The sequence below is a fragment of the Blautia sp. Sow4_E7 genome (genome assembly GCF_052116245.1).
GTDB lineage: Bacteria > Bacillota > Clostridia > Lachnospirales > Lachnospiraceae > Blautia_A.
This window is the reverse complement of the sequence record NZ_JBQKLL010000001.1, coordinates 292,085-310,518: the sequence shown is the minus strand read 5'-3', so window position 1 is coordinate 310,518 and position 18,434 is coordinate 292,085. Positions and strand designations below refer to the sequence as shown.

The following is an 18,434-nucleotide window of genomic DNA, read 5'->3' as shown; positions in this document are numbered from 1 at the left end:
ACAGAGGGAAATGCTTGTAAAACGGGGAGGGTTCCGCTATAATTAGGCAAAGAAATGCCTATAAGTGAATCAATGGAAGGATAAAAAGAATGTTCAGTGGAAAAATAGAGGATTACATCCTTTTTGAAGATAAAGAGATTATCGTTTGCCGCAAACCGGCGGGAATAGCCGTGCAGAATGCCAGGATCGGTGCCATGGATCTGGAGAGCAGCCTGAAAAATTATCTTGCAATGAGGGCTGGGGATGGGAGAAAGATGCCGTATCTGGCAGTGATCCACAGGCTGGACCAGCCGGTGGAGGGTGTTCTGGTATTTGGAAAGACACCCAAGGCAGCGAAGGCGCTAAGTGCGCAGATCACAGCTGGAAAGATGGAGAAAATTTATCTGGCAGTGACATATGGGCAGCCGGATATAAGGGCATGTGAAATGGAGAACGGTAACAATGAAGACGGAAGTAAATCCGTTGTTCTGGAAGATTACCTGAAAAAGGATGGCAGAACTAACACCTCCGCAGTTGTAAATGCGGGAACCCCGGGTGCGAAGAAAGCCAGACTTTCCTACGAGGTTCTTGGGGAAGCTAAGGATAAAATTTCGGGAAAGAAAAAATGGCTGCTTCGGATCCATCTGGACACAGGCCGCCACCATCAGATACGGGTGCAGATGGCACATGCCGGAATGCCCCTGGCAGGCGACCGGAAATATGGAGCCGGCGGAAATGTGACGATAGGAGCTGGAAACCTGGCACTGTGTGCAGCAAGCCTTACTTTTTCCCATCCACTCACCGGGAAGAAGATGAAATTTGAAACTAAACCAGAAGGTACGGAATTTGCAGAATTTCAAATGTGAAAAAAATCTAAAAACTATGGACGTGGAACGGAAAATGTGTATAATGTAAAAGCAAGATTAAACTGAGAAAAAAGACTGTGAAGTAGATAATATTCAACATTCAGATGAGGAGTGAATAAAATGAAAAAAGCAGTAGTGATACCTGCTGTTCTTCTGGCTGCATTATGCACTTTGACCGGGTGTAAGAAGGAAGAGGTACAGAAAGTAATTGCCCCGCTGGTAACCGATGGGCAGACTACAGAATCCACAGAGGAAGTTCAGGAAGAGACGGATCCTGTGATTCCAGAGATTGATACAACAGTAGAAATCCAGGCAGGAGCCCGTGTGGCAGTTGTCAGCAAGAGCACAAGCGGTGAATTCTGGAACCTGGTTAAGAAGGGCATGGAGCAGGCCATTGCAGATGTAAATGAGGCTTATGGTTTCCAGAAGGATGACCAGGTGACCATGACCTTCGAAGGAGCCAGTGATGAGAAGGATGTGGAGAGCCAGGTAAATACTCTGGATGCGGTAATTGCAGAGAATCCGGATGTCCTTTGCATTTCTGCAAGCGATATGGATTCCCTTCAGGCACAGCTGGAGGCAGCCAAGGAGAATGGAATCCCGGTTGTGGCATTTGACTCCGGCGTCAGCGACAGCAAGATGATCCGGGCCTTCCGAGGCACCGATAATACCCGTGTAGGCGAGATTGCAGCGTACAGACTGGCAGTCTCCATTGGAAAAATGGGAAAGGTTGCTGTATTTTCTGCCCAGGAGAAGACACAGAGCATTCAGGAGCGTGTAGCGGGCTTTACCAATTACATTGCCAATTATCCGGATATTGAGGTTGTGGATGTGATCTACCAGGATCAGGTGGATGATATGACCGCTGCCATGCAGGAGGTTCTGGATAAGAATCCACAGTTAGACGGCGTATTCTGTACCAATGCAGATATTTCAGACATGTATTTAGACATGGAGAAAGATGAGACAAAGGATCCGGTTGTGATGGTTGGAGTTGATGCTACGGCGAAGCAGCAGGATGCCATCCGCAATAATAAAGAGGTAGGTGTGGTTTCCCAGCAGCCTTATGCCATGGGCTATCAGACAATCTGGACAGCACTTATGACCACAGCACCGAAGAAGAGTGTGGAGATTACCAGAAATGTACGGATCGATCCGGCATGGATCGATGGATCTGTGATTGACGATCCGGCTTATAGTGCATATTTGTATGCGAACTGATTTTGACAAGGGAAAATCAGGGAACAGTACAGAAACTAGAATCGTTACGGTTGCTGGTCATGGAGTGAACAGTAACTCGTTACGAAAGAAATCAATACTTAATTTACGAAAGAGAAACTGCTTTGTATAGCATGATTTACCAGAGAATGGGAATGCTGATACAAGGCAGTTTTTTTCATAGTTTTTGACATATTTTAGACAAATTGGCAGGGGGTGTCTGAATTTTAGTCAATGTTTAACAATTGTATAACGACAAAATAACAGGAATTTGTTAGCATGTAATTACTTTTTGAAGTGTGAAAAAATTGACGAAATGCTATAAAATAGAAGTTGATTTTTAAATAATTTGCACAAAAAAGTTGCTATCCACCCAGGATTGTGTTAAAATCTGTCTATAAAATGAGACTTGAGACAGGAGGCTTTTATGAAAAAATGGGGAGATATCATCAAGAATATGACTTTGCTTAGTCAATTTAGCTTATCTTTTATTACTCCTCTGCTTTTATGCCTGCTGATCTGCTGGTGGATGAGTACGAATCTGGGAATAGGAGCATGGATTTTTATTCCTGGCTTTATTTTCGGACTGGGAGGTTCCTTTACAGTAGCCTATAAGCTATACCTCTCCGTAACCGGCCATCAGAAAAAAGAGAAAAAGAAGAATAAAGTTTCATTTAACCGACATCATTAGAGTAACAGAAGGGAGTTTTCTATGGGCAGAATGTTTGCAGATGTGCAGCCAGCCGTGAAGAAAGAGACGAAAAAGGTTGCCATTGGTACATTTATATGCGTGATTTTAATGTGGGCTGTATTTGGAATTGGGCATCTGGCAGCACCGGAGCAGATTCCATTTGATTATACAGTGATCCTTGCCGGATTTATAGGCGGGGTGGTGGCAGTACTGAATTTTTTCCTTATGGGACTGACTGTTCAGAAGGTGGTATCCATGGAGGATGACAAACAGGCTGCGGCGAAGATGAAGACCAGTTATACCCAGCGAATGACATTTCAGATCCTCTGGGGCATTCTGGCAATTGCAGTTCCCTGTTTTCAGTTTGTAGCAGGACTTCTTCCATTGCTTTTCCCAAACATTGTGATCAAGACCGTGGGAATCATTGGCGGAAAGAAAGCTGCATAACCATATGTAAAATTTAAAATGACAGGAGGTGAGAGTACATGGACATAGAAATAACCGGTGGCAGGATATTCTATACGTTTCCCTTTGAAGTACCGATCCTGGGGAAATTCCAGATCACGGAGACGCTGGTGGTAAGCTGGCTGGTCATGCTTTTGATCACAGGCTTATGTATCTGGCTGACACATGATCTGAAGGTGGAAAAGATATCCAAGAGACAGGCAGTGGCCGAGCTTCTGGTGGAGACAGCCAATAAGTTCGTGATTGGCAATATGGGCGAGAAATTCAGGTATATGATTCCTTTTGTGGCAGCACTTTTTGCTACCAGTGTGGTATCCAACCTGATCAGCCTTGTGGGACTTCGAAGCCCTACAGCAGACCTTTCTACAGAAGCTGCATGGGCAATTGTGGTATTTACCATGATCACGGCGCAGAAGATCAAGACAAATGGTCTCGGCGGATATATGAAGGGATTTACAACTCCAATCCCCATTATGACACCGTTTAACATTCTTTCCGAGATCGCGACACCGATCAGTATGGCATGCCGTCATTTTGGAAATATCCTTTCCGGTGTAGTTATCAACGGTCTGATCTATGCAGCACTGGCGCTGGCAAGCTCCAAGCTGTTCGGACTGATTCCAGGTATTGTAGGTGATGTATTATCGAAGATCCCGTTCCTGGATGTTGGTATTCCGGCAATCCTGTCAGTTTATTTTGACTGGTTCTCCGGAATCATGCAGGCATTTATTTTCTGTATGCTGACTGTCATGTATATAGCGAATGCTGCAGAAGAGTAAGCACGTTTTTAAAAAAGAGAAATCATAAATAACAGGAGGATTTGATTATGGATTTTACAGTATTGGCAAAAGGTATCGCACTGGCTGGTTGTGCAATTGGTGCTGGTCTTGCACTGATCGCAGGTATTGGACCTGGTATTGGAGAAGGTAACGCAGTTGCGAAAGCTCTGGAAGCAATCGGACGTCAGCCGGAGTGCAAAGGTGATGTAACATCTACCATGCTTCTTGGTTGTGCTATCGCAGAGACCACCGGTATTTACGGTTTCGTAACCGGTCTGCTTCTGATCTTCGTTGCACCTGGTACCTTCATGAAATTCCTTGGATAATTAAGGACAAGTACAACAGGAGGTTAGAACATGCAGGTACAGGAACTTGTAGGAATTGTGCCGTGGACGTTTGTCGCACAGATCTGCAACCTTTTTCTCCAGATGTATCTGATAAAAAGATTTCTGTTCAAGCCTGTCAATGAAATGCTCCAGAAGAGAAGAGCAATGGCAGATGCCGAGATCCAGGATGCCACAAAGGCCAAGGAAGAGGCGCTTGCCATGAAGACAGAGTATGAACAGAATATGCAGCAGGCCAAGGCGAAGGCCAGCGATATTGTTACAGAGGCACAGAAGACAGCTTCCCTCCAGAGTGAGGAGATCCTAAAGAGTGCAGCCTCTGAAGCCCGCGCTATGAAAGAGAAGGCTGAGAGCGACATTGCACAGGAGAAACGCAAAGCTGTCAATGAAGTGAAAAATGAGATCGGCGGCATGGCAATGGAGATTGCCGGCAAGGTGATCGAGCGTGAGATCAAGGAAGAGGATCACGCGAAACTGATCGACGAGTTTATTTCGAATGTAGGTGAGGCATCATGACGCAGATTGCCAGATTATATGGCGGCAGCATGTATGACCTTGCTGCCGAAGAACAGCTTACCGACACTGTGTTGGAGCAGATGCAGACCATCCGGCAGCTTTTCCGGGAAAATCCCGATTATGTGAAATTGTTGTCAGAACCCTCTATTCCCAAAGAAGAGAGGACAAAGCTTCTTGATATTGCATTTGGAACAGAAGCAGAACGGTATCTGGTAAATTTTCTGAAGCTGCTGTGTGAGTGCGGAATCCTGGGAGAGTATTCCGGGTGCTGCGAGGAATTTACACGGCGGTACAATGTGGACCATAATATTGCTACTGCAGTGGTGACCAGCGCGGTTGCACTGACAGAGGAGCAGATGGCAGCGCTTAAGGACAAGCTGGAGAAGATTAGCGGCAAGACCGTTACCCTGACCCAGAAGACAGATCCTACAGTGCTTGCAGGTCTTAAAGTGGAATTGGAGGGCAGACAGCTGGACGGTACGGTAAAGAGTCGTCTGGATGGCCTTTCCAGGAAATTAAACGAGCTTATAGTATAAGGATGGATAGAGAAAATGCAGCTTAAACCTGAAGAAATTTCAAAAGTCATCCGCAGTCAGATCAAATATTACGATAACGCCATCAAACAGAATGAGACCGGTACCGTTCTCATGGTTGGTGATGGTATTGCCAGAGCCAGCGGTCTTATCAACTGTATGGCAGGCGAGCTTCTTGAATTTGAGGACGGAAGCTTCGGAATGGCACAGAACCTGGAAGAGAACAGTGTCTCTATCGTATTATTTGGTGATGATTCCGGCATTGGCGAAGGTCAGACCGTAAAGCGCACCGGAAAGGTGGTATCCGTTCCGGTTGGAGAGGCTATGATCGGGCGTGTTGTAAATGCCCTGGGACAGCCTATTGACGGTGCTGGACCTGTAGTGACAAGTGAATACAGGGCAATTGAGAGCCCGGCACCAGGTATCTGCGAGAGACAGGGCGTTAACCAGCCTCTGCAGACCGGTATTAAGGCAATTGATTCCATGGTTCCTATTGGAAGGGGCCAGCGTGAGCTGATCATCGGTGACCGTCAGACTGGTAAGACCACTCTGGCAGCAGACACCATTATCAACCAGAAGGGCAAGGACGTGATCTGTATCTACGTAGCAATCGGACAGAAGCGTTCTACAGTATCTTCCCTGGTTGAGACACTTACCAGAAACGGCGCTATGGATTACACCATTGTTGTAGCGGCTACTGCTTCTGAAGCCAGCCCGCTGCAGTACATTGCACCATATTCCGGATGTGCAATGGGTGAATACTTTATGTATAAGGGAAAAGATGTGCTGATCATTTACGATGATTTAAGTAAGCATGCAGTTGCTTACCGTGCGCTTTCCCTGCTGATCCGTCGTCCACCGGGACGTGAGGCATATCCTGGAGATGTTTTCTATCTCCATTCCAGACTTCTGGAGCGTGCGGCCAGACTGGACGAAGCACACGGCGGTGGTTCCCTGACTGCCCTTCCGATCATCGAAACACAGGCAGGAGACGTTTCCGCATATATTCCGACTAACGTTATTTCCATTACAGACGGACAGATCTTCCTGGAGACAGAGCTGTTCCATTCCGGCGTTATGCCGGCTGTAAACCCTGGTATTTCCGTATCCCGAGTTGGTGGAAATGCACAGATCAAGGCAATGAAGAAGGTTGCCGGTACTTTGAAGCTGATTTATTCCCAGTATCGTGAGCTGCAGAGCTTTGCCCAGTTTGGATCTGATCTGGATGCAGATACCAAGGCCAGACTGGAGCAGGGTGCCCGTATTGTGGAGGTTCTGAAACAGAACCAGAATGCACCGGTTCCAGTTGAGAAGCAGGTAGCGATCCTTTATGCGGTAACCAAGGGAATCCTTTCCAAGGTTGCCACAGAGGATGTAAGAAGCTATGAGGCTGGTCTTTATACCTGGCTGGACAGCGATGCACAGGGCGCTGCTGCTATGCAGGAGATCCGCTCCACAGGCGCGTTATCTGCGGAGACAGAAGGCAAGCTTAAGAGCGCGCTGGAACAGTATACTGAGAATTTTGTGAATACAAGACCTGAGAAATAAATTGTGACAAGGAGGACTTTTTATGGCTGCAAACATGAAAGCGGTAAAGCTGCGTATCAAAAGTGTGCAGAGCACCATGCAGATTACCAAGGCAATGGAACTTGTAGCATCCTCCAAACTGCGTAAAGCAAAAGAAAGGGCTGAAGTCTGCAGGCCGTATTTTGAGACCATGCATCAGACTCTGGCGGATATTGCACAGGGAAATACAGATTTTTCCTCTGTCTATGCAAGAGAATCCCAGAATGAAAAGCGCTGCTACGTGCTGATCGCTGGCGACCGTGGTCTGGCTGGCGGATATAACACCAACCTGTTTAAATGTCTGGAAGCAGCCTCATCTGGACAGGATTTTGTTGTCCTTCCCATTGGGAAAAAGGCTGTGGAGTATTCGAAGCGAAATGGATTTGCCTGTGTTACGGAGAGCTTCGGCGAGATTGCTGATGTTTCCGTGGCAGACTGCTTTGAGATGGCGAATCTGCTCTGCGGGGAATTTAAGAAAGGGGAGTTCGGACACATTGATCTGTGTTATACCAGATTTGTTTCCATGCTTTCCCAGCAGCCATCGGCAATCCCGGTGCTGCCTTTAAATGACCTGACCAAGGAGCAGGATACAAAGAGCATCCGGAATCTGATCCTGTATGAGCCAGATGCATCTGAGGTATTTGAAGCCATTGTTCCGGAGTATCTGGCAGGACTGATCTATGGTGCTGTGTGCGAGAGTGTGGCCAGCGAGCTGGCAGCAAGACGTACCGCCATGGAGGCTGCGACCAATAATGCTGAGGAAATGATCGAGAAGCTGAATCTGCATTACAACCGGGCACGTCAGGCAAGCATCACGCAGGAGATCACAGAGATTGTTGGAGGTGCGGAAGGAGTATAAGATAGGTGCAAAATATCGCTTGATAAGTTGCAAGTATACAATATTCTTCCGCTGGCTGACAGGTGAAAAAGTGTGGTATAGTGAAAAATATAACGAAGTATCACTGTACAGATTTTTCAGAGCGTCAGTCACAGAAATAATGATGATTATGAAGGATAGAATCCTTCAATCTATAAGGAGACTGCTAAATGAGCGAAAAACACATTGGCGAGGTGGTGCAGGTAATCGGACCGGTACTGGATATCCGGTTTGGCCATGATGAGCTGCCGGCACTTCTCAATGCCATCGAAATTGATCATGAAGGCACCAAGCTCACAGCAGAGGTTGCCCAGCAGATCGGGGATAATACGGTACGCTGTATCGCCATGAATTCCACCGATGGTCTGGTAAGGGGCACCAAGGCTGTAGATACCGGTGAACCAATCAAGGTTCCGGTTGGGGAAGAGTGCCTGGGACGAGTATTTAACCTTCTGGGTGATCCGGTAGACAATCTTCCGGCACCAGAGACCAAGGAGCACTGGGCGATCCACCGTCCGGCACCATCCTATGAGGAGCAGATGCCAGCTACCGAGATTCTGGAGACTGGTATCAAGGTCGTAGACCTGATCTGCCCTTATGCAAAGGGTGGTAAGATCGGTCTGTTCGGAGGTGCTGGTGTTGGTAAAACAGTTCTTATCATGGAGCTGATCCACAACGTTGCTACAGCACATGGTGGACTTTCAGTATTTACAGGTGTTGGAGAGCGTACCCGTGAGGGAAATGACCTTTATAATGAGATGAAGGAGAGCGGCGTTATCGACAAGACGGCTCTGGTTTATGGCCAGATGAACGAGCCGCCGGGAGCACGTATGCGGGTTGGTCTTTCCGGGCTGACCATGGCAGAGTATTTCCGTGATGTAAAGAATCAGGATGTGCTTCTTTTCATTGACAATATTTTCCGTTTTACACAGGCTGGTTCAGAGGTTTCCGCGCTTCTTGGACGTATGCCTTCTGCGGTAGGTTATCAGCCTACACTGGCGACTGAGATGGGTGCCCTTCAGGAGCGTATCACTTCTACCAGAAAGGGTTCCATCACATCTGTACAGGCTGTTTATGTACCTGCCGATGACCTTACAGACCCGGCTCCGGCTACCACATTTACCCATCTGGATGCGACCACCGTACTTTCTCGTGAAATCGCCAGCCAGGGTATTTATCCGGCAGTGGATCCCCTTGATTCCACCAGCCGTATCCTTTCCCCGGAGGTAGTTGGACAGGAGCATTATGAGATCGCACGTGCAGTACAGAGAGTTCTGCAGCGTTATAAAGAACTGCAGGATATTATCGCTATCATGGGTATGGATGAGCTGTCTGAGGAGGACAAGCTGACAGTCAGCCGTGCACGTAAGGTGCAGCGATTCCTGTCACAGAGCTTCTCTGTTGCAGAGCAGTTTACAGGTATGCCGGGACAATATGTTCCGCTGAAAGAGACTCTCCGTGGATTCAAGATGATCCTGGATGGCGAGTGCGACAGCATTCCAGAGAGCTGCTTCCTGTTTGCAGGAACCATTGATGACGTATTTGAGAAAGCAAAAAATAACCAGAATCAGTAAAGGAGGCTGCCTATGAGGACATTTCCCCTTAGAATCGGTACCCCCGACGGCCTGCTTTTTGAGGGAGAGGTGCAGCGCATTGTGTGCCGCAGCATTACCGGTGATCTGGCAATCCTGGCAGGACACTGCAATTTCTGTACCGCTCTTGGAATGGGCGAGGCCCATGTGATACTGGAGGATGGCACCAGCCGCAGTGCAGCATGTATCGGCGGTATGCTCACCGTGATGGACGGCAATTGCAGCCTTCTTGCAACCACCTGGGAATGGCAGGAAGACATTGACGCCGACCGCGCCGGCAGAGCCAAAGACCGCGCCCAGGAAAAACTGGCCCAGGGCGGCCTTTCCGATAAAGAATATAAGATCGTGGAAGCCAAGCTGCAGAGGGCGCTGGTGAGACTTAGTGTGAAAAGTTAAGAAATGATGGAAAAGGACAGTTATACCTGAAAAGTATGAAAGGGGAGACTGTCCTTTTTGAAGTTGAAAATTTCCCGTCTGCTGGTTTCATTTTGCAAGAAAAAATGAAACGTACCGCTTTAAAACGTCAAACTCCCATCACATAAAAGCGTTGACATAAAAGTGTGGGGGCGTTACAATAAGGTATCGGGAAAAATGTGAAAAAAGGGCTGGAGTGAACCGGTCCTTTTATTACTTTCCAACAAAAACGAAGCCTGGAGGAGAAAATGTGAATATGACGAAGAGGGTTACTGTGCAGGTCACAAACAGTAACTGAAATTACAACAGCCAGGCACTATAAAATGAAAAAGCAAATAAGGGGGACGATTTGAAAGAAAGAGAAACATTTGGATCGCGGCTGGGATTTATCCTGGTTTCTGCTGGATGCGCCATTGGACTTGGAAACGTGTGGAAGTTTCCGTATATGGCGGGAAAATACGGCGGAGCGGCATTTATTCTGATTTATCTGGTATTTTTGGTACTGTTGGGACTGCCGGTTCTGGTATGTGAATTTGCAGTAGGACGTGCAAGCCGTAAAAGTACGGCAAGGGCATTTCACGATCTGGAGCCAGAGAGGGCGAACTTTCACAATTTCAGCTACATGAGCATGGTTTCCAACTATGTGCTGATGATGTTTTATACCATGGTAGCTGGATGGATGCTCTATTATTGTTACGCCATGGCAGCAGGCAAGCTGGCCGGGAAAGACTCCACACAGATAGCAGACTATTTTACAGGACTTCAGGGATCAGCTGGTACAATGACCTTATGGATGGTTATTGTAGTTGTTTTATCCTTTGGTGTGTGCTCCTTAGGCGTGCAGCGTGGCCTGGAGAAAATTACAAAAGTAATGATGCTGTGCCTCCTGTCACTTATTGTAGTTTTGGCTATCCATTCCCTTACACTTGACGGTGCAATGGAGGGCGTGAAGTTTTATCTGGTACCGGATTTCACCTCTATGAAAGAAATCGGAATCGGAAATGTGATCTTCGGCGCTTTGTCTCAGGCATTCTTTACACTGAGTATTGGTGCCGGTTCCATGACGATTTTTGGAAGCTACCTTGGAAAAGACAGATCCCTTCTGGGAGAATCCATTCACATTACAGTGCTGGATACCTTTGTGGCACTGATGGCGGGACTGATCATTATTCCGGCATGCTTTGCATTTGGTGTAGAGCCAGGCGCTGGCCCGGGACTTGTATTTATTACTTTGCCAAATGTATTTAACCAGATGGCAGGCGGAAGATTATGGGGCGCACTGTTTTTCCTGTTTATGTCCTTTGCTTCCCTGTCTACTGTAATTGCGGTGTTTGAGAATATTTTGTCTTATTCCATGGACCGAAAAGGCTGGAGCCGTGGAAAAGCTGTTGCAGTAAATATGGTGGCGATGATCCTTCTTTCCCTGCCTGCAGTTCTGGGATTCAATGTGCTGTCTGGCATTCAGCCGCTGGGTGCAGGAACCAACATTATGGATCTGGAGGACTTCATTGTGTCCAATAACATTCTTCCACTGGGATCCGTAGTATTTGTAATGTTCTGCGTATCAAAGTATGGCTGGGGATGGAAGAACTTTATTAAAGAAGCTGACACCGGAGAGGGCCTGAAATTCCCTACAAATGTGCAGAAATATATGTTATACGTGATTCCGGCGGTTGTAGTTGTGATTTATCTGAAAGGGTATTATGATATGTTCAGCCCGAAAGGACCGGCTGTGCTGGCGGTGTGGATGATTGTGAGTCTGCTGGTACTGGGCTTTGTGGGATGGATCATCTTTGGGAAGAAAAAGACGAAGCGTTAAGAAAGCGCATAATGATTTTTACTGGCCTTGTCAGTGTACAGAAGTATCAGATGAAGTTGTTGAAAAAGATATGAAATTAAGCAAAGAGGAGTGACATAAAATGATAGCGGAAAAAATGAAACCTTACGTAAAAAACAATTCTGCAATCCGTATGATGTTCGAGGAAGGCAATCGCCTTCGTGCCATTTACGGACCGGAGAATGTATTTGATTTCAGCCTTGGCAATCCAAGCGTCCCGGCACCGGACTGCGTGCGCCAGGCAATCATCGACCTGGTAAACGAGGAAGAGCCTACCGTACTTCATGGCTACATGAGCAATGCAGGCTTTGAAGATGTGCGCCAGACAATTGCAGAGTCCCTGAACCGCAGATTTGGCACTTCTTTTGCAGCGAAAAACCTGATCATGACAGTCGGTGCCGCAAGCGGACTGAACGTAGCATTTAAGACAATTCTGAATCCAGGGGAGGAAGTAATTGTTTTTGCACCGTATTTCCTGGAGTACGGTGCATATGTACGCAATTATGACGGCAAGCTTGTGGAAATCTCACCAGATACCACCACCTTCCAGCCGAACCTGGAGGAATTTGAGCAGAAAATTACTCCAAAGACACGTGCTGTCATTGTGAACACACCACATAACCCAACAGGAGTTGTATATTCAGAAGAAACAATCAAGAAACTTGCCGCAATTCTGGAAGCCAAGCAGAAGGAGTTCGGCACAGTGATCTACCTGATTTCCGATGAGCCATACAGAGAACTGGCTTACGACGGCGTCCAGGTACCGTATCTGACCAAATACTATGCCAACACGATCGTAGGCTACTCCTACAGCAAATCCCTTTCCCTTCCAGGAGAGCGTATCGGATATCTGGTAATTCCAGACGAAGCAGACGGAAGCGAAGAACTGATCGCAGCCGCAGCCATTGCCAACCGCACCATCGGCTGTGTCAACGCTCCATCCCTGATCCAGAAGGTCATCGCCAAATGCGTAGACGCCGAAGTAGATGTGGCAGCTTACGACAAGAACCGACTGGCTCTTTACAATGGGCTGAAAGAACTTGGTTTCGAATGCATCAAGCCACAGGGAGCCTTCTACTTATTCGTGAAATCCCCAGTAGCAGATGAGAACGCCTTCTGCGAAGCTGGCAAGAAATACAACATCCTCATGGTACCAGGCAGTTCCTTCGCCTGCCCGGGATATGTGAGACTGGCTTATTGTGTCTCTTATGAGACCATTGTGAATTCCCTGCCGCAGTTTAAGAAGCTGGCGGAGGAATTTGGGCTGAAATAATTTCAGTAAATGGAGGAAGTTATGTCCAGTTTATATATCGTAATTCCAGCCTACAACGAAGCTGAAAATATCGAGAGAACCATTGACCAGTGGTATCCTGTAGTGGAGCGTCACAATGACGAGGGAAAATCCCGTCTGGTGATCATCAACGACGGCAGCAAGGATAACACCTACGAACTCCTTCAGAAATGTGCAGCTACAAGACCACTTCTTGTGCCTCTTGATAAGCCAAACGGTGGACATGGCCCCACCGTCCTTTACGGCTACCGCTACGCCATCCAGCAGAAAGCAGACTACATTTTCCAGACCGACTCCGACGGACAGACCAACCCCGACGAATTCGAACCCTTCTGGAACCAGCGCGGCCGCTACGACGCCATAATCGGCACCCGCTCCGTCCGCGGCGACGGCAAGTCTCGAAAGTTCGTAGAGAACGTAGTATGCCTTCTCCTGCGAATGATCTTCGGAGTAAAAGTATCCGACGCCAATGCGCCATACCGCCTGATGAAGAGAGACCTGGTAGCCAAATACATCAACAAGCTCCCAGAAGATTTCAACATCCCGAACATTATGTTCACCACTTATTTTGTTCACTACAAAGAAAGAGTAAAATTCATCGACATCACCTTCAAACCCCGACAGGGTGGAACTAATTCCATCAACGTGAAGAAAATTGTAAAAATCGGCTGGAAGGCAGTAAAAGACTTTTATAAACTGAAGAAAGAGCTTTAAAGATGTTTAATAAAAAGAGCAGATAAATCTTATTTTCCAAAGATCTATCTGCTCCATTTTTTTCTATAACGTCTTACGCATTCTTCTTAATAGAAGCTCTCTTACGATCACGTGAATCCAGAATCTTCTTACGGATACGAAGGCTGCTAGGAGTAACCTCCAGAAGCTCATCGGTATCGATAAACTCGATGGCCTGCTCCAGGCTGAGGACTCTAGGCGGAGTCAGCTTCAGTGCCTCATCAGCAGAAGAGGAACGGGTGTTAGTAAGATGTTTTGTCTTGCAGACATTCAGCTCGATATCCTCTGCCTTACCATTCTGTCCGATAACCATACCACTGTAAACCTTTGCACCAGGTCCAATAAACAAAGTACCACGCTCCTGAGCTGCAAACAGACCATAGGTAACAGCCTCGCCGCCCTCGAAAGCGATCAGGGAACCCTGCTTACGATACTGGAAATCTCCCTTGTATGGAGAATATCCATCAAAAATAGTATTGATAATACCAGTACCCTTAGTGGAAGTCAGGAAGTTTCCACGGAAACCGATCAGTCCACGGGATGGAATATGGAACTCAAGACGAACAGAACCATCACTGGCTGTGCTCATGCCCTGAAGCTCACCCTTACGCTCGCTGAGCATCTGGATCACAGTACCGGAAAATTCCTCCGGAACATCAATATAAGCGATCTCCATTGGCTCTAACTTCTTGCCACGCTCGTCAATTTTGTAAAGAACCTCTGGCTTGCTGACTGCAAACTCATAACCCTCACGTCTCATATTCTCAATAAGAACGGAAAGATGAAGCTCACCACGTCCGGAAACCTTAAAGCACTCTGTGGTCTCAGTATCCTCTACACGAAGGCTGACATCTGTGTTCAGCTCTCTGTAAAGTCTGTCACGGAGATGACGGGAAGTGATATATTTACCTTCCTGACCAGCAAGCGGGCTGTCATTTACCAGGAAGTTCATGGCAATCGTCGGCTCAGAAATCTTTTGGAATGGAATTGCTTCCGGGTTATCTCCACCGCAAAGGGTATCTCCAATATGGATCTCTGCAATACCGGAAATTGCAACAATTGATCCAATAGTTGCTTCTTTTACCTCAACTTTGTTCAAACCGTCAAACTCATAAAGCTTGCTGATCTTAACCTTCTGTTTCTTGTCCGGATCGTGGTGGTTCAGAAGAGTAAGCTCCTGGTTTACTGCAATAGTACCGCTTTCAACCTTACCAACACCAATACGTCCAACATACTCATTGTAATCAATGGTACTGATCAGTACCTGTGTATCTGCATCCGGGTCACCTTCCGGAGCCGGGATGTATTTCAGGATCGCCTCAAACAGCGGCTCCATGTTCTCTGGTGTATCCTTCAGATCCAGAACAGCATGTCCTGTTTTTGCAGAAGCATAAAGGAACGGGCAGTCAAGCTGCTCGTCGGAAGCACCAAGATCCATAAGAAGCTCCAGAACCTCGTCCACAACCTCGTCTGGTCTTGCCTCTGGACGGTCTATCTTGTTAATGCAGACGATTACGTGCAGATCCAGCTCGAGAGCTTTTTTCAGAACGAATTTGGTCTGAGGCATAGCGCCTTCGAAAGCGTCAACCAGAAGGATAACGCCGTCTACCATTTTCAGTACACGCTCAACCTCGCCGCCGAAGTCAGCATGTCCTGGGGTATCGATAATGTTGATTTTGGTGTCTTTGTAATGAACTGCTGTGTTCTTGGAGAGGATTGTGATACCACGCTCTCTCTCGATATCGTTGGAGTCCATGACACGCTCCTGAACCTCCTGATTGGCACGGAAAACACCGCTCTGTTTCAGAAGCTGGTCTACCAGAGTGGTTTTACCATGGTCAACGTGGGCAATGATGGCTACGTTACGTACATCTTCGCGTTTCGTCTTCATAAAAATCGAAATCCTTTCTTTATCGCGACAGCAACTCTCTGCCGCTTTCTTTCCTTAATTATAATGTGAGTATTGTACAATGTCTATAGCTAAATACTGTTCGTGGATGTGTTCCGCGAGGTGTTTTTTGTGAACAAAGTTCACAGAAAACCCGAGAATTGCAGCGCGAAATCATGCTTGCATGATTTCTGTGCATCGCGAAGTGGTTGCTGTGAATGAAATGAACAGTAACCAAATTCCCAGTTTACCACAATTTTCGCAGATTACAAGGTGTTGAAAAAATTTTTTTTAAATTTCTGGTTCTAAACAGGGTAATTTTCTCATAGATATTATAGACCAACAAGTAAGACAAGTAATGGCTGCTGTTCATAAGCGGGCGGCGGCAGGGATCCGGGTATGGACCAGGATACCCCATAAGTCTGCAGAAAAAGTGAAAATAAGGAAGGAGAACTACATCATGGCAGATAAAATTATTGAAAACAATCAGGTTTCCATCACAGGAAAAATCGTAACCGGTTTCACATTCAGCCACCAGGTTTACGGAGAGGGCTTCTACACCATGGAGCTTCTGGTAAAGCGTCTCAGTGACTCTGAGGACCGGATCCCTGTGATGGTGTCGGAAAGACTGGTGGATGTTACCCAGGATTATGTAGGACAGTATGTGGAAATCCACGGACAGTTCCGTTCCTATAACCGTCATGAAGAAAAACATAACCGCCTGGTGCTTTCCGCTTTTGCACGGGAACTGAAATTCCTGGAAGAAGAGGATTCCCTGGCACCGGTGAACCAGATCTTTCTGGACGGATTTATTTGCAAACCGCCTGTTTACCGCAAAACGCCGCTGGGAAGAGAAATTGCAGATCTGCTTCTTGCAGTGAACCGACCTTATGGAAAATCGGACTACATACCGTGTATCTGCTGGGGAAGAAATGCCCGCTATGCCTCTGCCTTTGAGGTGGGCGGACATGTACTGATCTGGGGCAGGATCCAGAGCCGGGAGTATATGAAGCGGATCGGCGAAAACGAAACCCAGAAGCGGATCGCATATGAAGTGTCGGTGAGCAAGCTGGAGTATGTGTGAAGTTACTGGTCACGAAGTGAACAGTAACTGTGTGAACAGTAACATTTTCCTCCCAGTTTCTTCTGCTTGCATTTCTTTACATTTTGCGGTAATATAAGCATATTAAAAATGGCGCAATTTGCGGTTATCGTCCTGTAGATAGTTTTGGCAGAATAAAGGACGGTAACATTATTTTTAACAACAAGAGGAATCAGTATGGAAAAAGAAATGGCAGAAGTTTATTGCGGCAATGGCAGAGGCAAGACCACACTGGCAATTGGTCAGGCTCTGCGGGCATCTTCTCAGGGAAAGAGTGTGATCATCATTCAGTTTCTGAAGGGAAATGAACGGCGTGAGCTGGATTTTCTGGAGGAGCTGGATCAGCTGGATATTAAGATCTTCCGTTTTGAAAAGATGGAGACCTGTTACGACCAGCTGAACGAGGAAGAACAGGCAGAGGAGAAGCGCAATATTCTCAATGGTTTAAATTTTGCCCGTAAGGTAATTGCAACCCAGGAATGTGATTTCCTGGTGCTGGATGAGATCCTGGGACTTCTGGATAAGCATATCGCCACTGTGGATATGGTTGTGGAGCTTTTGAAGCAGAAGGATGAATCCATGCATGTGATCCTTACAGGAAACAGGGTAGACCCCGGTCTTCTGGACTACGTAGACAGTGTGACTACCATTACAACGCTTGGAAGAGAGCAGACATTACCGGCAGCTAAGTAAATGTTACGGTTCACTTTGCCCGCAGCAATACACTCTATGGAACGCTGCCAGCGAGCCGTAGCAGAGAAATGTAAAGAACGCCTGTCGGCGATAGCAGAATGATACAGAAGGATGAATAGGAGGAACTAAAATGGCAATTTTCAAAGGTGCAGCCGTTGCAATCGTAACCCCGATGCATGAAGACGGAAAGGTAAATTATGAGAAACTGGAAGAGCTTCTGGAGTACCAGATTGCGAACAGCACAGATGCGATCGTAATCTGCGGAACTACAGGTGAGTCTTCTACACTGACACATGGAGAGCATCTCCAGACCATCAAATTTGCAATTGACAAGGTGGCAGGAAGAGTTCCGGTTATTGCAGGTACTGGCTCTAACTGTACCGAGACCGCGATCATGATGTCCCAGGAGGCTGCTTCTTATGGCGCTGACGCACTCCTGATCGTAACCCCATATTACAACAAGGCAAGCCAGAAGGGGCTGATCCGTCATTATACAGAGATTGCCAACTCCGTACCGGAGACTCCGATCATTATGTATAATGTACCAAGCCGTACAGGCTGCAACATCCAGCCAGCGACTGCAGTGGCTCTTGCCAAAAATGTGAAGAACATCGTGGGAATCAAGGCTGCAAGCGGGGATCTTTCCCAGATCGCGAAGATGATGTCCATGGCAGATGGTGCTCTTGAGCTTTATTCCGGAAATGATGACCAGGTACTTCCGGTCCTTTCCCTTGGCGGACTTGGTGTAATTTCTGTTTTATCCAATGTTGCACCGAAGAACACACATGACATGGTTATGAAATTTATGGAAGGTGATCTTGCAGGCGCTGCCAAGCTTCAGCTTGAGGCAATTTCCCTTATCAATGCCCTGTTCTGCGAGGTTAACCCGATTCCGGTTAAGACAGCCCTGAATCTGATGGGATGGAAGGTTGGACCGACCCGTATGCCTCTTTGCGAGATGGAGCCGGAGAACGAGGAGAGACTGAAGAAGGCTCTTGTTGAGTATGGAATTAAGCTTGCATAAATAATGTTGAAATCCCGGAGGTCGCCT

General features: G+C 47.1%; 19 protein-coding genes. 18 read left to right on the top strand and 1 reads right to left on the bottom strand.

Annotated features, from left to right (window positions below; translation table 11 throughout):
- Window positions 1–89: 89 nt before the first annotated feature.
- From ACTQ50_RS01460 to ACTQ50_RS01390, 15 genes are all read left to right on the top strand, one after another.
- Window positions 90–845: an RluA family pseudouridine synthase gene (locus ACTQ50_RS01460; protein ID WP_441482650.1), complete on the top strand. Its 756-nt coding sequence runs from the start codon at window positions 90–92 to the stop codon at window positions 843–845.
- Between the two features lie 120 nt (window positions 846–965).
- Window positions 966–2,066: a substrate-binding domain-containing protein gene (locus ACTQ50_RS01455; RefSeq protein ID WP_441482649.1), complete on the top strand. Its 1,101-nt coding sequence runs from the start codon at window positions 966–968 to the stop codon at window positions 2,064–2,066.
- Window positions 2,067–2,490: 424 nt separating this feature from the next.
- Window positions 2,491–2,754: an AtpZ/AtpI family protein gene (locus tag ACTQ50_RS01450; RefSeq protein WP_441482648.1), complete on the top strand. Its 264-nt coding sequence runs from the start codon at window positions 2,491–2,493 to the stop codon at window positions 2,752–2,754.
- A 21-nt stretch (window positions 2,755–2,775) separates the two neighbouring features.
- Window positions 2,776–3,201 (top strand): ATP synthase subunit I, encoded by a 426-nt coding sequence (locus ACTQ50_RS01445; protein ID WP_441482647.1) that lies wholly within the window; start codon window positions 2,776–2,778, stop codon window positions 3,199–3,201.
- 38 nt (window positions 3,202–3,239) lie between these two features.
- Window positions 3,240–3,998, top strand: coding sequence for a F0F1 ATP synthase subunit A (locus ACTQ50_RS01440; RefSeq protein ID WP_441482646.1), 759 nt, complete (start codon window positions 3,240–3,242; stop codon window positions 3,996–3,998).
- A 47-nt stretch (window positions 3,999–4,045) separates the two neighbouring features.
- Window positions 4,046–4,324: an ATP synthase F0 subunit C gene (atpE, locus tag ACTQ50_RS01435; RefSeq protein WP_179962564.1), complete on the top strand. Its 279-nt coding sequence runs from the start codon at window positions 4,046–4,048 to the stop codon at window positions 4,322–4,324.
- Window positions 4,325–4,354: 30 nt separating this feature from the next.
- The gene (gene atpF, locus ACTQ50_RS01430; RefSeq protein WP_441482645.1) at window positions 4,355–4,858 is read left to right on the top strand and encodes a F0F1 ATP synthase subunit B; all 504 of its coding nucleotides are present in this window, start codon (window positions 4,355–4,357) and stop codon (window positions 4,856–4,858) included.
- Window positions 4,855–5,394: an ATP synthase F1 subunit delta gene (atpH, locus tag ACTQ50_RS01425; protein WP_441482644.1), complete on the top strand. Its 540-nt coding sequence runs from the start codon at window positions 4,855–4,857 to the stop codon at window positions 5,392–5,394. The genes atpF and atpH overlap by 4 nt, the downstream gene beginning before the upstream one ends.
- Window positions 5,395–5,409: 15 nt before the next feature.
- Window positions 5,410–6,939, top strand: coding sequence for a F0F1 ATP synthase subunit alpha (gene atpA / locus ACTQ50_RS01420; RefSeq protein ID WP_441482643.1), 1,530 nt, complete (start codon window positions 5,410–5,412; stop codon window positions 6,937–6,939).
- A gap of 22 nt (window positions 6,940–6,961) precedes the next feature.
- Window positions 6,962–7,816 carry an ATP synthase F1 subunit gamma gene (atpG, locus tag ACTQ50_RS01415; protein WP_441482642.1) on the top strand — a complete coding sequence of 285 codons (855 nt, stop codon included), beginning with the start codon at window positions 6,962–6,964 and terminating at the stop codon, window positions 7,814–7,816.
- A gap of 188 nt (window positions 7,817–8,004) precedes the next feature.
- Window positions 8,005–9,408, top strand: coding sequence for a F0F1 ATP synthase subunit beta (gene atpD, locus ACTQ50_RS01410; RefSeq protein WP_148461013.1), 1,404 nt, complete (start codon window positions 8,005–8,007; stop codon window positions 9,406–9,408).
- A 12-nt stretch (window positions 9,409–9,420) separates the two neighbouring features.
- Window positions 9,421–9,822: an ATP synthase F1 subunit epsilon gene (atpC, locus tag ACTQ50_RS01405; protein WP_441482641.1), complete on the top strand. Its 402-nt coding sequence runs from the start codon at window positions 9,421–9,423 to the stop codon at window positions 9,820–9,822.
- Window positions 9,823–10,189: 367 nt separating this feature from the next.
- Window positions 10,190–11,659, top strand: a complete 1,470-nt coding sequence (locus ACTQ50_RS01400) for a sodium-dependent transporter (protein ID WP_441482640.1) — start codon at window positions 10,190–10,192, stop codon at window positions 11,657–11,659.
- A 100-nt stretch (window positions 11,660–11,759) separates the two neighbouring features.
- Complete coding sequence (locus tag ACTQ50_RS01395) at window positions 11,760–12,950, top strand: pyridoxal phosphate-dependent aminotransferase (RefSeq protein ID WP_441482639.1); 1,191 nt, start codon at window positions 11,760–11,762, stop codon at window positions 12,948–12,950.
- A gap of 21 nt (window positions 12,951–12,971) precedes the next feature.
- Window positions 12,972–13,682: a glycosyltransferase family 2 protein gene (locus tag ACTQ50_RS01390; protein ID WP_441482638.1), complete on the top strand. Its 711-nt coding sequence runs from the start codon at window positions 12,972–12,974 to the stop codon at window positions 13,680–13,682.
- 73 nt (window positions 13,683–13,755) lie between these two features.
- Here ACTQ50_RS01390 and typA read toward each other — a convergent pair whose 3' ends face one another.
- Window positions 13,756–15,591 (bottom strand): translational GTPase TypA, encoded by a 1,836-nt coding sequence (gene typA / locus ACTQ50_RS01385; RefSeq protein ID WP_118582152.1) that lies wholly within the window; start codon window positions 15,589–15,591, stop codon window positions 13,756–13,758.
- Window positions 15,592–16,048: 457 nt separating this feature from the next.
- On the opposite strand from typA, the gene ACTQ50_RS01380 reads away from it, so the two are divergent.
- From ACTQ50_RS01380 to dapA, 3 genes are all read left to right on the top strand, one after another.
- Window positions 16,049–16,672: a single-stranded DNA-binding protein gene (locus ACTQ50_RS01380; RefSeq protein WP_294666591.1), complete on the top strand. Its 624-nt coding sequence runs from the start codon at window positions 16,049–16,051 to the stop codon at window positions 16,670–16,672.
- A gap of 195 nt (window positions 16,673–16,867) precedes the next feature.
- Window positions 16,868–17,383, top strand: coding sequence for a cob(I)yrinic acid a,c-diamide adenosyltransferase (locus tag ACTQ50_RS01375; RefSeq protein ID WP_441482637.1), 516 nt, complete (start codon window positions 16,868–16,870; stop codon window positions 17,381–17,383).
- Window positions 17,384–17,513: 130 nt separating this feature from the next.
- The gene (dapA, locus tag ACTQ50_RS01370) at window positions 17,514–18,407 is read left to right on the top strand and encodes a 4-hydroxy-tetrahydrodipicolinate synthase (RefSeq protein ID WP_441482636.1); all 894 of its coding nucleotides are present in this window, start codon (window positions 17,514–17,516) and stop codon (window positions 18,405–18,407) included.
- The last annotated feature ends 27 nt before the right edge of the window (window positions 18,408–18,434 follow it).